10 protein-coding genes and 2 pseudogenes are annotated in these 14,473 nt (G+C 68.6%); 6 read left to right on the plus strand and 6 right to left on the minus strand.

Annotated elements, in window-relative coordinates; genetic code table 11:
• Positions 1-3: 3 nt before the first annotated feature.
• Genes D5S18_RS19575 through D5S18_RS19585 form a run of 3 tightly spaced genes read right to left on the minus strand, consistent with a single transcriptional unit; the run spans position 4 to position 2,968 of the window.
• Positions 4-1,257 carry a glycosyltransferase family 2 protein gene (locus D5S18_RS19575; protein ID WP_120042503.1) on the minus strand — a complete coding sequence of 418 codons (1,254 nt, stop codon included), beginning with the start codon at positions 1,255-1,257 and terminating at the stop codon, positions 4-6.
• Positions 1,248-2,195 carry a glycosyltransferase family 2 protein gene (locus tag D5S18_RS19580; RefSeq protein WP_120042504.1) on the minus strand — a complete coding sequence of 316 codons (948 nt, stop codon included), beginning with the start codon at positions 2,193-2,195 and terminating at the stop codon, positions 1,248-1,250. Before D5S18_RS19580 ends, D5S18_RS19575 begins: the two co-directional genes overlap by 10 nt.
• A complete protein-coding gene (locus D5S18_RS19585) occupies positions 2,192-2,968 on the minus strand; it encodes a glycosyltransferase family 2 protein (protein ID WP_120042505.1) in 777 nt (258 codons plus the stop codon). Before D5S18_RS19585 ends, D5S18_RS19580 begins: the two co-directional genes overlap by 4 nt.
• 573 nt (positions 2,969-3,541) lie before the next feature.
• On the opposite strand from D5S18_RS19585, the gene D5S18_RS19595 reads away from it, so the two are divergent.
• Positions 3,542-4,105, plus strand: coding sequence for a hypothetical protein (locus tag D5S18_RS19595; protein ID WP_120042507.1), 564 nt, complete (start codon positions 3,542-3,544; stop codon positions 4,103-4,105).
• Between the two features lie 70 nt (positions 4,106-4,175).
• On the opposite strand, the gene D5S18_RS19600 is transcribed toward D5S18_RS19595, so the two are convergent.
• Positions 4,176-5,714: an LCP family protein gene (locus D5S18_RS19600; RefSeq protein WP_239003879.1), complete on the minus strand. Its 1,539-nt coding sequence runs from the start codon at positions 5,712-5,714 to the stop codon at positions 4,176-4,178.
• A 224-nt stretch (positions 5,715-5,938) separates the two neighbouring features.
• Here D5S18_RS19600 and D5S18_RS19605 point away from each other — a divergent pair.
• Together D5S18_RS19605 and D5S18_RS19615 are read left to right on the plus strand one after the other, a co-directional pair.
• Positions 5,939-7,342, plus strand: a pseudogene (locus tag D5S18_RS19605) (GMC family oxidoreductase); the annotation flags it as partial.
• A gap of 287 nt (positions 7,343-7,629) precedes the next feature.
• Positions 7,630-8,850 carry a PucR family transcriptional regulator gene (locus D5S18_RS19615; protein WP_239003880.1) on the plus strand — a complete coding sequence of 407 codons (1,221 nt, stop codon included), beginning with the start codon at positions 7,630-7,632 and terminating at the stop codon, positions 8,848-8,850.
• 39 nt (positions 8,851-8,889) lie between these two features.
• Here D5S18_RS19615 and D5S18_RS19620 read toward each other — a convergent pair whose 3' ends face one another.
• Positions 8,890-9,930: an LLM class flavin-dependent oxidoreductase gene (locus D5S18_RS19620; protein WP_345789776.1), complete on the minus strand. Its 1,041-nt coding sequence runs from the start codon at positions 9,928-9,930 to the stop codon at positions 8,890-8,892.
• A 154-nt stretch (positions 9,931-10,084) separates the two neighbouring features.
• Between D5S18_RS19620 and D5S18_RS19625 the strand changes: the two genes are divergently transcribed.
• A complete protein-coding gene (locus D5S18_RS19625; RefSeq protein ID WP_120042512.1) occupies positions 10,085-11,635 on the plus strand; it encodes an acyl-CoA carboxylase subunit beta in 1,551 nt (516 codons plus the stop codon).
• Between the two features lie 8 nt (positions 11,636-11,643).
• Here D5S18_RS19625 and D5S18_RS19630 read toward each other — a convergent pair whose 3' ends face one another.
• Complete coding sequence (locus D5S18_RS19630; protein WP_120042513.1) at positions 11,644-12,642, minus strand: Lrp/AsnC family transcriptional regulator; 999 nt, start codon at positions 12,640-12,642, stop codon at positions 11,644-11,646.
• Positions 12,643-12,727: 85 nt separating this feature from the next.
• Here D5S18_RS19630 and D5S18_RS19635 point away from each other — a divergent pair, with 85 nt between their 5' ends.
• Complete coding sequence (locus D5S18_RS19635; protein WP_120042514.1) at positions 12,728-13,591, plus strand: VOC family protein; 864 nt, start codon at positions 12,728-12,730, stop codon at positions 13,589-13,591.
• A pseudogene (locus tag D5S18_RS36400) lies at positions 13,588-14,439 on the plus strand (carboxylesterase family protein); the annotation flags it as partial. The gene D5S18_RS19635 and the pseudogene D5S18_RS36400, both read left to right, overlap by 4 nt.
• Positions 14,440-14,473: the final 34 nt, after the last annotated feature.

The raw sequence follows: 14,473 nt of genomic DNA on the forward strand, positions 1-14,473 counted from the left end.
GCGTCACCCCAGTGGCCTGCGGTGGCGGCCCTCGCGGGCCGCGCTCCGGTAGGCGAACGGTCCGCGCGCGATGGCGCGCAGTTCGGTGGACCGAATGTTGTTCGGCAGCAGGGCTTTCAGATCGTCGTCGGGGTCGCAGGACCGTGCCATGGCGCGGGCGAGTCCGAACAGGCGCCGGGGGCCGCGCAGTCCGGCGCCGAGCGCCAACCCGAGAGTGCGCGGGTGCAGGGCGAGGGTGGTGAGCCACGCGCCGAGGCCGAGTCCGTAGCCGTGGGCCTGGGTGAGCAGCGCGGCGTTGTCGGCGCGGTGGCGGTGCCAGACGATGGCCGCGGGCTGGTAGGCCAGATGACCGTTGTCGAGCAGGACGCGGAAGAACATGTCGAGGTCCTCGCCGCCCTGTGTGGGCGAGCCCGCGCCGAGTCGCTCGTCGAATCCGCCGAGCTTCAACACGATCGAGCGCTGGATGGCGAAATTGGCTCCGGTGCCGAAGCGGCCGACCTGGAAGGGGAACAGCGGTTGATCGGCGGGACGCCGGTCGAGTCCGAAGACGCGCGGGGCCAGTGCGCGCGCCCAGCCGACGCGACGATCGAAGTACGCCTGCGCGGGCGTGCTGATCTCCCCGCTGGGGACGATGCCGCACACGCAGCGCACCTTCGTGCCGCGCTCGAAGCCGGCCACCAGCGCGGTGATCCAGTGCCGGTCGACCAGCACATCGTCATCGGTGAAGGCGACGATCTCGGTCTCGGCGGCCAGGATCGCGGCATTGCGGGCGCGGGACAGACCGGGTCGCCGTTCGACCACCAGCCGCACCCGCGGGTCGGCGCGCTCGGCCAGATGCGCGCGGGTCGCCTCGGTCGCCGCGGCATTGTCGACCACGATGACCCGCAGGTCGGGATAGTCGATGGCCAGTACGGAATCCAGTGCGACGCGCAGCATTTCGGGCCGGTCCCGCGTGCAGATGGCCACGGTGACGGGCGGGTGGGGACGAAGCGGCGCGCGATGCGGGGCCGCGGCCACCAAACCGGCGGCGGCGGCCTCGATGCTGTCGCGGTGCACGGCGCCGTCGGTGATGTCGACGGTGACGAAGCCGAGCGGCACCCTCGCCTGTCGCACCAGCAGTCTGGCCCGGCGGTAGCCTTGCGGCGCGCGCAGGAGGTAGTGGTCGGCGGGTGGGGCGGCGAGGTCGAACTCGCCGATCCACAGCGCCGAATCGAAGTGCGGCGGTGCGGATGTCGGCATGGCGGCGGTCAATTCCATGGGGCGATCCTTTGGCGTGGGTGCGCGCGCAACCGCCCGCGCAGATATCCGAGGGTGGTCACGGCGAGCCCGAGCAGCACGGCGGCCGCGCGGAGCAGACCGCCGGAGGCGGGGGTGCGCAGTCCGCGCAGGACGGCGCGCGGTAGGACGCGGCGGGTGTAGTCGCGTTCGCTGGACAGGGCGGCGTCGGCGCCGACCCGTCCGGCGACGACGGCCTTGGACAGACCCTCGTGATAGCAGCGACGCACGAAGTAGCGCAGTCGGATTCGGTCGGGGGTCACGCGGTGACGCACCCGCATCGCCGGGTCGTAGAGCAGGGTCGCCCCTGGCTGCACATCGCGAACGCGAATGCACAGCTCGGTTTCCTCGCAGCCGAGCGGGACGGTCCCGATCCGACCGATCTCGTGGCTGAAACCGCCGGTGCGCGCCAGGATGTCGCGGCGAAGCGACATATTCGCGCCGATGAAGTTGCGCACGCCGGTCACGCTGGTCGGCTGGCCGACGTAGCTGCATCCCACGACCCAGTCGAATTCGGCGGGCAGCCAGGTCGGCCGCTCCTGCGGCCAGCGCGGTTCGGCGCGGCCGCCGACGCCCGCCACCGCACCGTCGGCGTAGTGGCCGACCATGGCGGCCAGCCACTCGGATTCGGCGCCTGCGTCGTCGTCGAGGAAGGCGACGATCTCGCCACGCGCGGCCAGGATGCCGGTATTGCGCGCTCCCGAAAGACCTTTCGCTTGGGCGTTGGGCAGCACCCGCACCAGCGGTTCGGCGCAGTAGCTGGTCCGCGCCCTGGCCAGTAGTTCCGGATTGTTGTCGATGATGAGCAACACCTCGTGCGCCCGCGGGGTCTGCGCGAGCACCGAGGCCACGGCCGCGCGCATATCGTCCCAGCGCAGTTCGGTGTAGGCGCAGATCACCACCGACACCGACGGCGTCACGGGCGCACCGGCCGCGGCCGCAGGCCCGCGCGGCCGGTCGGGTGCGCGGTGCCGCGGCTACGGCCGCGTTCCTGCTGAATGGTGCTGAGCACGCGCAGTCCGTCGCGGAAGGTGTTGAGGTTGGTCACCCCGTGGATGCGCTCGCTCTCGAAGCTGGCGACCTCGGCGATGGTGAGTCCGGCCTTGGCGACCCGCACGTTCATCAGGGTCTCGATCTCGAAGCCGTCGCCCCACTGGGGGCGGGTCGCACCGATCGGGGGCAGGTCCATGGCGTGCAGGCAGTGTCGCCAGAAGGCGTTGTAGCCGTAGCACAGGTCGGTGAAGCGCGCGCCGAAGCTGAGGTTGGCGTAGCGGTTGAGCATATCGTTGCCCCGGCGCCGCAGCGGGGTGATGTCCGCGCTGCCGCCGCCGTCGCGGAAGCGGCTGCCCTTGGCGTAGTCGGCGCCGCGCAGCAGTGCGTCCGCGAAGTCCGGGATCTCGGCCGGGTCGGTCGAACCGTCGGCGTCCAAGGTGACGATGATCTCACCCGTGGCGACCGCGAATCCGCATGCCAGGGCGTTGCCTTTGCCGCGCCGGGTCTGGCCGACGATGGTGGCCGCGGGCCATAGTTCGCGCGCCACGGCGACGGTGCGGTCGGCGGAGTTTCCGTCAACCACGATGATTTCGCGCAGGCCCCGCGGCATGCGCTCGGCCAGATGCGGGAGATTGCGCTCCTCATTCATGGCGGGGATGACGACGGAGATTCCAGGGGCGGTCCGAGTTCGAGAAGACATCGCAAATTTCCATTCGGGAATTCTCTGGCAGATATTCGGCAACGCGATGGCAATCGCGCGCGGATCGGCCGAAGGAACGGGCGGGATTGTGCGTCACTGCACCTGGTAGATCACCTCTTCACTGAGGCAGATGCGGCCGGATCGAGCACTCGGACGCCTAGCGCTTCCTTGTTCTCGAAGCACTACCCCGACATCGGAATCACCGTAACCGTTCGTTACAGGACATTTCTCAACTAAATCGCTAATTCATAGCTATTGCGTAGGTCACAACAATTCAGGAGAAATTTCTTAGACTAACGAGTTTGTCATTTAAAATGCCAGCGCTTCACAATTCTCGAATATCGCGCTGGGCCGGACAGCGGGCGGTGCGAGCAACGGATGCGTCATTGCAGTCGATGCGTGAACGCACGCCGATGTCACTACCGGCCCCGAATTCCGTTCGGTAGCCGGCAGTTTCGGAACGCGGCACGCCGAATCGGATGCGGTGGTATCGGATTCGACTCGACGGCGAAGTCCGGATGAACATCGCGCAGAGTCCGAACAATCCACCCCGCACGCCGATAAACTCGGACCATGAGGTGGGCGGCTCTCGGAATCGGTGTGGCGGCAACGTTTTTCCTCGGCGTCGGGCAGGCGATGGCACTGCCCTACGGGCCGGGACCGCAGAGTCCCTACCGGGTGGAACCACAACCATCGAACTGTCAGTACCGCACGGCCGCCAACGGGGAAACCCTCCCCGATCCGGCATGCACACCGGGTGCGCTCAATCCCCGCGTCACCCTGGACACCCTGGACACCCTGGACACCCTGGACACCACCATCTGTAAATCGGGGTACACCAAGTCGATTCGACCGCCCGTGCGCATCACCGACGCCGAGAAGCGCGCGAACGCCAAATCCTACGGCTACACCGGGTCACTGAGCGACACGGAGTACGACCACCTGGTTCCGCTGGAACTCGGCGGCGATCCCAATGATCCGCGCAATCTCTGGGTCGAGTCCGGCCACTCCCCCAATCCGAAGGACTCGGTCGAGAACAAGCTGCACGAAATGGTGTGCGCGGGCACGGTGGCACTGGACAAGGCGCAGGAGGCCATCGCCGCCGACTGGACCACGGCGCTGGACGCGGTGCGCTGAGGTCGAGCGCGACCGGATCCGCGCGGGCAGTGTGTGCGACATAGCGCGACATGCCGATTCGCGCGCCGCGCTACTTCACGCAGGGAATCCCGTTGGTGCCGTCCATGGTCGACAGATCCGTCGGCTGCGGAGCCTTGGCCCCGACGGCGGTGGCCGAGACCGGGGCGACGCTGGTGGTCGGCGTCTCGGTGTCATTGGCGCTGTCGGCCGCGGCGGCCGCCAGCGGCCCGATGGTCGAGGAATCGGTGCCGACCGTCAGGCGGACCGCATTCGCCTCCACCGCCGTCGATTTGGTGGCCGTGAGACCGAGCTGCTCGGCCAGCGCAGTCGCGGCGGCCTCGGCGCCGCGACCGTAGGTGACGGTGGTGGTGGTCAGCACGGCGCCCGTTCCCAAATCGCCCTTGGTGAACCCCTGCGTCGCGAACTGCTGCTGCAACCGCTTGGCCAGACCCGACTGACCGGTGCTGTTGACGATATCGAGGGTGATGCCCGCCGCGGCCGCGATGGTCGTCGGGGTGGGCGGCGGCGCGGCGGTGGCCGCACCCGCCTCCGGTGTCTTCGGCGGGGTGAGGATGTTCTTCACGATGGTGCGGACCTCGGGGAGATCGACGATGTTGATGTCCTCGCCCTCGGAGTTCTGGCCGAAATCCTTGACGGGCAGCGTGAACAGCGTCATACCGCCGCTGGACAGCGATGAGGCGCGCTTGATGAACGAGGCAAGATCCAGTTGGTCGTCGATGGCGATGTTCTGCTTGGCCACATCGAGCAGACCTTTGAGCCTGCCCGGATCGGTGACCGTCCCGCTGTCTTGAAGTCTGCGCACCAGCGAGACGATGAAGGCCTGCTGGCGGCGGGTGCGGTCCAGATCGGTGAAGTTCAGCGATTCGTCCGGGTCGCGCCGCTGCCGCACGAAGGCCATGGCCTGCGAGGCATCGATCTGCTGGGGACCCTTCTTGAAATCCGCGCCGGAGAAGTCGTCGGAGGTGTTCTGGTTCAGGCACACCGTGATCGGCTGCACCACCTGGGCGATCTGGAAGAACGACACCAGCGTCACCTCGACGAAGTGATCGATCGGCACGCCGCCCAAAAAGTTGCGCACCGTGGAGATCTCGGCCTTGCGGCCCGCCTCCCGCGACCGCTGCTCGAGTTCGGCCTCATCCTTGACGCCGTCGATCTCGAGCTTGTTCTTCTTGATCGAGTACGCGTAGCCGTAGGCCTGCTTGATCTTTCCCTTGCACGGCGCGTACTGGCAGGAGTCGTCGGACAACTGCACCCAGTCGTCGCGGGGGATCGAGATCGCGGTGGCCTTGGAACCATCGCCCGGAATGTGGATGAGGATCAGGACATTCGAGTTGTACCCGCCGACGCTGTCGTCGCCCGCGTGCAGCGCGTCGTACATATTCTTGTCCAGCGGCTTGCCGTGCTGGTCGAGTCGGCTGTCCAGACCCATGATCAGGATGTTCTGATCCTTGCCGGAGGACTTCGGTCCGTCGGCGAGGGCATTGGAGGTGGTGACGCCCGCCGCGACCACCTGGTAGCCCTCCCAGGCCGCGCCGGTGCCGACGAGGACCGTCATCGAGACGAATCCCGACAGCACCCGTCCGCCCACGCGCCACCATGGCGCTTTCTGCGGGTCGGGTCGCTTACGCGGCGGGCGCGCATGGCGACGACGGGTCGGGGCCTGTGGCCAATCGCCTGCACGCGTCATAACGCCGTCGAATATAAGGTCACTGCCGCACTGCCAGCAACCGAACTGGTCCCGGCGCTTTCTTTGGGCCGGATGCATGGGATGTCCACCGAAACCGAACCGGCTGCGCGGGTTTGCTCGTATGTTGGCCCTACCGGGACTTCACCGAACCGCAACCGCACCTGGACAACCGCGAGATCTATTGGCCGCGCGGCAAGATGTTCGGCGGCTCCTCCTCGATGAACGCCATGATATGGGTGCGCGGCTTCCGCGCCGACTACGACGAGTGGGCGCTGCTGGCGGGCGCGGAATGGGGGTTCGCGGCCGCGGTCGACCAGTTCCGGCGCATCGAGCAGGTGCGCGACGCCCAATTCCCGGACGAGGGCGCGACCGGACCGCAGCACGTGACACGACAGCGCAGCCCGCGCGCGCTCACCGCCGCGTATCTCGAAGGCGCTCGGGCCGCAGGCTATCCGATCGAACCGGCGAATCGTCCGCGGCCCGAGGGCTTCTCCGAGACGATGGTGACCCAGCGCGAGGGCCGCCGCTGGAGCGCCGCCGACGCCTACCTGCGCCCGGCCATGCGCCGACCCAACCTCACCGTCCACAGCGAGGCGCTCGCCACCAAGGTCCTCTTCGACGGCACCCGCGCCACCGGTGTGCGCTACCGGCGCGGCGGCGCCGAGCACACCGTCACCGCCCGCAGGGAGGTGGTGCTGTGCGGCGGTGCGATCAATAGTCCGCAGCTACTGCAACTTTCGGGTATCGGCGACCGCGACGAACTGACCCGCCACGGCATCCCCACCGTGGTGCACGCGCCCGAGGTGGGCGGCAACCTCCAGGACCACCTCGTCGCCGGACTCGGCTACGGGGTGCGCGCCGATTCGCTCTACGCCGCCGAGAAACCGCGGCAACTGCTGGACTACCTGATCCGCCACCGCGGCATGCTCACCTCGAATATCGGCGAGGCCTACGGATTCGTCCGCAGCAGACCGGAGTTGGACCTGCCCGACCTGGAACTCGTCTTCGCGCCCGCGCCCTTCTTCTACGAGGGCCTGCGGCCCCCTACCGAGCACGGTGTGATTCTCGCTACGGTCCTGCTGCGCCCGCGCAGTCGGGGCCGCATCTCGCTGCGCTCGGCCGACCCTGCCGACAAGCCCGTCATCGACCCGCGCTACCTGTCCGACAGTGCGGGCGCGGACCGGGCCGCCCTCATGGCGGGCCTGCGCGCCTGCGCCGACCTCGCCGATACCGCGCCGATGCGCGCGGTGCTCGGCGAGCTCATCTACCCGCCGCGGGCGCCGCGCGAGCCGGAGGCCGTCTTCGAGAAGACGCTCAACGGGTTCTCCCACACCCTCTACCACCCGGTCGGCACCTGCCGCATGGGCACCGACGAGAACAGCGTCGTCACACCGCGTTTGACGGTGCGCGGGGTGCAGGGTCTGCGAGTGGCCGACGCCTCGGTCATGCCGCTGATCATTCGCGGACACACCAACGCGCCCGCCCTGTTCATCGGCGAGCAGGCCGCGAAATTCCTGCGCGAGTCCTAGCCCCGCGCGGTCGGCTGCTGCCGGCGCTCACCTTCGAGGTGCGCGACGGTCGGGTGGCGGCCTACGAGGTCTTCGCCGATCCGAAACGCTTGGGCGCGTTGGATATCGCGGTGCTGTAGCCGCACGCCGGTTCCCGCCCGGCACAGCGGACAACCCTGTGGCGCGGCACAAATCGCGGGCGCGCGGTCGCTCTCGCGAGCACAGAACACGCCGAACCGTTCCCGAGCGGGCGACGGGCCGTTAGTGTGAATGCGCCGCACAGCAAGTCGGGGGTGGAAGGAGTTGCCGTGGCAGTCGATGGCACGCCGCGTCCGGGCCTCACACTATCCGGGAAGCCGATGTCGGCCCCGCTCAAGGACATTCGGAGCCTCTCGCGGCAAATGGTAGGACACTTCGCGGCCAATGTCGCGCCGTGCGGCACGCTCCCCGGCGATGCGCTCAACGGTGACGCCACCGCCGTCACCAGGGTATGTCTGGAGATCGCGGTGAGCGTGCTCGACGGGCGCGATCTACCGGGAAAGATGAAGCGGGTCGAATGCGCCGCCGCGGAATGGGCCAGGGAGGGCGTGCCGATCAACGCCATCCATCACGCCATTCACGAGGGCTTCAAGATCGGGCTGGATCTGGTGATGGCCGATGCCGACACCGTCGACGCCCACACCGATCTCGCCATGGGGGCCAAAACCCTGCTCGAGATCCTGGACATGATCACTTCGGCGGTCTCGACGGCCTATGTGCGCGAATTGCGCGCCGCCGTCGGCGAACACCACACCGCCGTGCACACCCTCACCTCGGCGCTGCTCGGCGGACACTCCACCTCCACCATGGCCCGCGAATGCGGGATCACCGTCGCCGACTCGTATGCCGTACTGGCCGTGGCCATTCCGCGCCACCGCGACGAGGCCAATCCGCGCCTCGACGGCAAGGTGGTGGCCCGACGCAAACTGCGCCGGGTCCAGGCCGAACTCGCGGGCCGCTGCGGCGATCGGGCGCTGTCGCTGCTCAGCGTCGACGGCGGCACGGTGCTCATTCCGGCCGCCGACGCCGAGCCCGCGATTCTGGAGGAACTCATCGCCGGGCTGACGCACGCCGCGCAGGTCGGGGTGACCGCGACCGTCGTGCACGCCGCGCCCGCCCAGATTCCGGGCGCGGCGGATCAGGCGCACGAATTGCTGGATATGGTTCAGCGATTGGAATGCGTCGCCGGGCTGTACCGGTTCGATGAGCTGGCGCTCGAGTATCAACTCACCCGCCCCGGTCCCGGCCGCGAATATCTCGGCTCGCTGCTCGACCCCTTGGACGAGCATCCGGAGTTACTGGAAACCTTGCAGCGCCATATCGGCAACAATCTCAACCGGCAGCGCACCGCGCGGGTGCTGCACGTGCACACCAACACCGTGGACTACCGGCTCAAGCGCATCGCTCAGCTCACCGGCTTCGATCCGGCGCAGGCGTCGGGATTGTGGTATCTGCGTTCCGGGCTGGTCGCGCGCACCTATCGCACGTGAACCGGCGGAGATACTGCTATGCCGCACGACCGAACTCGCTCACGCCGCCCGCACCGGGGCGGCGAGGCCCACCAACTCGGCCAACCTGCGATGCGACTCGAGGCGGGCCGCGCGATCGTAAGTGCTTGTGTGGACCAGGATCTCATCCGCCCCGGTATCGGCGACCAGCCGCGCCAAGTCCGCGGCGACTTCGGTCTCGGCGCCGTGGATATGGTCGCGCAGCGCCTCGTCGAACAGTCGCCGCTCCCGCTCCGACATGGACAGCTCGGCGATCTCCGCCGGCGGGATCAACGCCGGGAACTCGCCGCGCGTGCGGGAATAGGCCGCCGACCACGCCTCGGGCAGCAGCAATTGGTGCGCCTGCGCCGCGGTATCGGCGATGACCACCGCGCCGGACACCATGACATACGGCCGCCCACCCCACTCGGTGGCACGAAAATCCTTGCGGTACTGCTCGATCGCCGCCGCCATCCGATCCCGGCCCGCCACGGCCGCGATCACCAGGGGCAAGCCGAAACGCGCCGCCCGTTCCGCACCGGATCCGGTGGCCAGCAGATAGGCGGGCACCGCCAACCCCTCCCCCGGCCAGGCGTGCACGCCCGCGCGGCCGCGCGCGAGGTATTCCAGGACGGCGGTGAGCTGATCGTCGAAGTCCGCAGCATCGTCACGGCCGTGGCCGAGTGCGCGCCGCACCCCGTCGGTGAACCCGACCGATCGACCCAAGCCCATATCGATCCGCCCCGGATACAGCGATTCGAGCACCCCGAACTGTTCGGCCACCACCAGCGGCTGATGGTTGGGCAGCATCACGCCCCCGGTCCCGACCCGGATGGTGCGGGTGGCGGCGGCCACGGCGGCGGCGAGCACGGTCGGCGCCGACCCCGCCACACCGGGCACACTGTGATGCTCCGACACCCAGAACCGGTGATAGCCCCACCGCTCGGCCAGTCGGGCGAACTCCACCGTCTCGCGCAGCGCCTCCGGATGCGGCTGTCCGCGCCGCGTCCGCGAGCGATCCAGGATGGACAACCGTACCGAACCCAATGCCGAATCCATACCCGCTACAACGCTTCCCGCCACCCTTGATTCCACCGAAGGCCAAGAGCGACAGCGGATTTGCTGTGAGCTATCCCATCTATTCCGACGGGTGCCTGTGCGGTGTGTCTCATCCGGCGATAGCATCGGAGCTTCGCGCCATCTCCGGCGCATGTTCGAAGGGCTAGAACCACACGTTATGAGCGGTACGCGAGAAAAGCTGGACCATCTGCGGGACCTCCTGGAGCTCGCCGAAGAACCCGCCGGCGAGACCGGCATCGCGAAACGCAAGGCCAAGGGCATTCCCAGCGCTCGGGAGCGGGTGCGCATGCTGCTGGACAAGGGCAGCTTCGTGGAGATGGGCGCCCTGGTGCGCCAGCCCGGCTCCGGTGGCGACGGCATGTACGGCGACGGTGTGGTCACCGGACGCGGCACCGTCGAGGGCAGGCCCGTGGTGGTCATCGCGCACGACCAGACCGTGCACGGCGGCTCGGTCGGCGAGATGTTCGGCCGCAAGGTCGCCGCCGCCATGCAGTTCGCCCAGCAGAACGCCTGCCCGGTGGTGGCCATCAACGACTCCGGCGGCGCCCGCATCCAGGACGCGGTGACCTCGCTGGCCTGGTACGCGCTCATGTGCCGCCGCCAGGAGGATCTGTCGGGCTTCGTCCCGCAGGTCGCCATCATGTTCGGCAAATGCGCGGCCGGTTCGGTGTACGGGCCGGTGAATATGGATGTGCTGGTCGCCACCAAGAAGAGCTACATGTTCGTCACCGGACCGGAGGTCATCCGCGGGGTGACCGGCGAGGTGGTCTCCGCCGACGATCTCGGCGGCGCGGCCGTGCAGACCGCCAACGGCACCGTGCACTACGTGGCCGAGGACGAGCAGGGCGCCTTCGACTGGGTCCGCGAATACCTGAGCTACCTGCCGTCGAGCTGCCTCGAGCAGCCGCCGGTGGTCAATCCCGGTCTGGAACCCGAGCCGACCGCGCACGATCTGGAGCTCAACACGCTCATCCCGGATTCGGACAAGGTCGGCTACGACATGCGCGAGGTCCTGCTGCGCATCTTCGACGACGGCGCCTTCCACGAACTGTCCCCCGAGACGGCGGGCAATCTGCTCACCGGCTTCGCCAGGGTCGACGGCCGCAGCGTCGGCGTGGTGGCCAATCAGCCACAGGTGCTCGGCGGCGCGCTGGACTCGCTGGCCTCGGACAAGGCCACCCATTTCATCCGGCTCTGCGACGCGTTCGGACTGCCGGTCATCTTCGTCGTCGACACCCCCGGTGTGCTGCCGGGCGTGGCCGAGGAGCGGGCGGGTGTGATCAAACGCGGTGGCCGCTTCTTCCGTGCCGTGATCGAGGCGACGGTGCCGATCATCACGATCGTCACCCGCAAGGCGTACGGCGGCGGCTACGCGGTGATGGGCTGCAAGCAGCTCGGCGCGGATATCAGCCTGGCCTGGCCGACGGCGCGGATCGCCGTGATGGGTGCGGAGAGCATGGTCGGTGTGATCGGCCGCCGACAGTTGGACAACACCGCGCCCGAGCAGCGCGAAACGGTGCGCCAACAGATGATCGACTTCTACAACGCCACCATGGCCACCCCGTGGATCGCCGCCGAACGCGGCTATATCGACGCCGTCATCGAACCCGCCCAGACTCGTCTCGAGATTCGTCGGGCATTGCGGCTGCTGCGGGACAAGCAGACCCACAAGGCCAATCCGCGCAAGCACAGCCTCATGCCGGTGTAGTCGCCCTTTCACGGCAGGGCGGGCGCGTCGCGTTTGGTGTAGGAGACGACCGGCGCGGATTCCACAGCCCGGACGCCGTCGAGTCCGCCGAGGCGGGTGGCGAGGTAGTCGTAGAGCGCGACGGTGTCGCGGAATACCGTGACGGCGAAAAGGTTGTGCGGGCCGGTGATCGCAGCGAGGAACGCGGTCTGCGGGTCGGCGGCGAGGCTTTGCGCGACCGTCGTCAGTCGGCCGGGTGCGACGGTGAGCCAGAGTACGCACGAGACCGGGTGGCCGAGCGCCGTCGGATCGACCTCGACGTCGAAGCGGAGTTTTCCGGCGCGACGCAATTCGTCGACGCGGCGGCGAACCGCGGATTCGGACCATCCGGTCCGCCGCGCCAAATCCGGGTACGCGGCCCGACCGTCGGCGGCGAGGGCGGGCAGCAGCTTGCGATCCAGGTCGCTGCTGGGCATCGGCCCGGCCGATGGACCGGTCGGCCCGATCTCGGAGACCATCGACGCAGCCGGAATCGACTCGGCCGGAGCGGGATTCGAGCGCAGGGCCGCGATCTGGGCGGGTGTGAGCGCGGAGGTTCGCGCGTGCCAGCGGCGGTCCGTGAGCGGTCGCAGCAGCCGATGCGCCGACAGGTCCAGCACCTGTGGGTTGCGGGCGAGCGCGGCCAACGGGACAGGTCCCTCGTCCGGGATCCGGAACAGACATCCGATCTCGGTGCCACCGGAGAATACCGTCACCCACGCGGTGTCGGTCCGGGTGCTCAACGAGCGGGCCAGTCCCGGCGTCGCGGTGGGGCGCACCCGGATTCGCACAATCCATGCCGCGGTTCGGTCACCGTCGGCGACACCGGTCACGCGGACCATTCCGGTGGCGCGCAACCTGCCGTACCGGCGGGCTACGGTGCGGTCGGAGACGCCGAGAACCTCGGCGATACGCGCGAACGCCGCCCGACCGTCGATCTGCAACGCGTGCAGCAGGCGCAGGTCGAGGTCGTCGATGGCTGAATCCATCGCAACAGCCTAGGCGGGTGTCGGATTCCGGCGTCGCGTCGTCGATGGGCGGACTCGGGAACCCCGGCCCAGCAGGCTCGCAGCCATGAGCGCAGAGATCACCTCCTTCCATCACATCGGCCTGCTGAGCCGCGACCTCGACGGCATGGCGGCCAAGTACGAATCACTCGGCTTCACCCTGAGCCCGCGCTCACGCCACATGCTGGCCGCGCGGCCCGGTGCGCGGCCGACCCCGAGTTGCACCGCCAATCAGTGCGTGCTGTTCGGCGGCTCCTATCTCGAATTGCTCGGCATCGTCGACGAATCCGCGCCGGATCAGTGGCAGGTCAAACCGCTGCGCGACGGCTTGCAGATCATCAACTTCGACACCGACGCGCCCGAGGCCCTGCGCGAACGTCTCGCCGCCGCCGGGGTCGCCGTATCCGGTGTGCTCGGTCTGGAACGCGAGGTCGACACCGAGGACGGTGCCGCGACCATGCGCGCCAAGGCGATGCACGTCGACCCGCGCACCACGCCCGAAGGGCTGCTCGGCTTCGCCCAGCACCTCACCCGCGAACTGGTCCATCAGCCGCGCTACCTCGACCATGCCAACGGCGCCCTGGGCCTCACTGGCGTGACGGCGGTGATCGACGACGCCGACTTCGACTCCGTCGTCGACCGGTACGGCCGGATCCTCGACACCGCACCGCTCGCCAACGGACCGCGCACGGTGGTGGCGCGCAAGGACATTCGGATGGAGTTCGTTCGTCGATCCGACGCCACCCTTGCGCTGCCCGCCGAACCGGTTCCCGCGACGACCTATCTGGCGGCGACCACCATCCGGGTCGCCGAGGTCGAACACGCTCGCGCGATCGTGGAAAAGAGTGGGACGCCGACACGTTCGACCGACGGCGGGTTCCTGGTCTCCGCCCGCGATGCCTACGGCACCGCGCTGCGGTTCGTCGCGTGATCGTCGAAACCGCGGCAGGCCGGGTTCGCGGACGAGTCGAGGGACCTGTCTCGGTATTCCGGGGCATCCCCTACGCGGCCGCACCGCGATGGCTGGCGCCGACCGCGGCCGCACCCTGGACCGGCGTCTTCGACGGGACCGAGTTCGGACCGATCGCACCGCAGCCCGCGAGCAGGCTGACGGTCATGGGTTCCTTCGACCTGCCGCAGGCGGAAGACTGCCTGTCACTGAACATCTGGGCGCCACCCGGCGCCGGGCACCCGGTCCTGGTATTCCTGCACGGTGGTGGATTCACCACCGGATCCGGTCGACTCGACTGGTACGACGGCGGCGAACTCGCCGCTCTCGGCGACATTGTCGTGGTCACGGTGAACTATCGCCTCGGCGCGCTCGGCTACCTGGCATCGCCGGGGATCAGCGACGGCAATATGGGCCTGCTCGACCAAATCGCGGCCCTCGCCTGGGTCCGCGAGAATATCGCCGCATTCGGAGGCGACCCGACCGAGATCACCGCCGCGGGACAATCCGGCGGCGCGTATTCCCTGCTCGCCATGCTGTCCACCGACCGCGATCGTGGACTCTTCGCCAGGGCCATCCTGCAAAGTCCGCCGCTGGGCATGGCGGTGCGGCAGCCGTCGGACGCGGCCGAGAAGGGCCGAATCCTGTGGGAAGAGTCGCGGATCGATCCCGATGATCTCGAGCGGATCCGCACCGCGCCGGTCGCGAACCTGCTCGCGGCACAGCAATCCGTCGCGAGCCGCTTCCCCGGTATCGAGCCGCCGTTCCACCTGGTCGCCGCCGAGGGACTGGTCGCGGCGGATCTGCTGAACCCGGTCGCCGCGCATGGGATTCCCATCATGATGGGCACGACCGCGCACGAAG

This window comes from Nocardia panacis (assembly GCF_003598715.1).
Classification (GTDB): domain Bacteria; phylum Actinomycetota; class Actinomycetes; order Mycobacteriales; family Mycobacteriaceae; genus Nocardia; species Nocardia panacis.

Bases quoted from the DNA above. Each gene is read 5' to 3' on its own strand.
- D5S18_RS19595 (WP_120042507.1), top strand. From the start codon at position 3,542: ATGAGGTGGGCGGCTCTCGGAATCGGTGTGGCGGCAACGTTTTTCCTC.
- D5S18_RS19625 (WP_120042512.1), top strand. From the start codon at position 10,085: ATGAGCGGTACGCGAGAAAAGCTGGACCATCTGCGGGACCTCCTGGAG.
- D5S18_RS19575 (WP_120042503.1), bottom strand. From the start codon at position 1,257: ATGGAATTGACCGCCGCCATGCCGACATCCGCACCGCCGCACTTCGAT.
- D5S18_RS19630 (WP_120042513.1), bottom strand. From the start codon at position 12,642: ATGGATTCAGCCATCGACGACCTCGACCTGCGCCTGCTGCACGCGTTG.
- D5S18_RS19585 (WP_120042505.1), bottom strand. From the start codon at position 2,968: ATGTCTTCTCGAACTCGGACCGCCCCTGGAATCTCCGTCGTCATCCCC.
- D5S18_RS19635 (WP_120042514.1), top strand. From the start codon at position 12,728: ATGAGCGCAGAGATCACCTCCTTCCATCACATCGGCCTGCTGAGCCGC.